1 protein-coding gene is annotated in these 380 nt (G+C 70.0%); it reads left to right on the forward strand.

Annotated features, from left to right (window positions below):
- The coding region (locus tag AC1DN0_RS41795; RefSeq protein ID WP_477146713.1) for a response regulator at window positions 1-380 on the forward strand (380 nt) is incomplete at both ends.

Genomic DNA, 380 nt, shown 5'->3' on the forward strand with positions numbered 1-380 from the left:
GCGCTGGGCCTGGCCGTCGAACTGCGCCCGAACGGCATCCTGCTCGACATCGGCCTGCCCGACGTGTCCGGGCTGAGCGTGCTGGAACGGCTCAAGCGCGATCCGGCCACGCGGCATATCCCGGTGCACGTGGTGTCCGGGCTGGAGCGCTCGCAGGTGGCCATGGAACTGGGCGCAATCGGCTACGTGATCAAGCCGGCCACCCGCGAGCGCCTGGTCGGGGCCATCCAGCAACTGGAGGCCACCAGCCAGCGCGACGTGCGCCGCCTGTTGATCGTCGAGGACGACAGCGAGCTGCGCACGAACCTGCAGTTGCTGCTGGGCCGCGACCAGCTCGAAATCACCGGCGTGGGCACCATCGCCGAGGCGATGGACGCGCT

The sequence above is a fragment of the Cupriavidus sp. 05N39 genome (assembly GCF_056397325.1).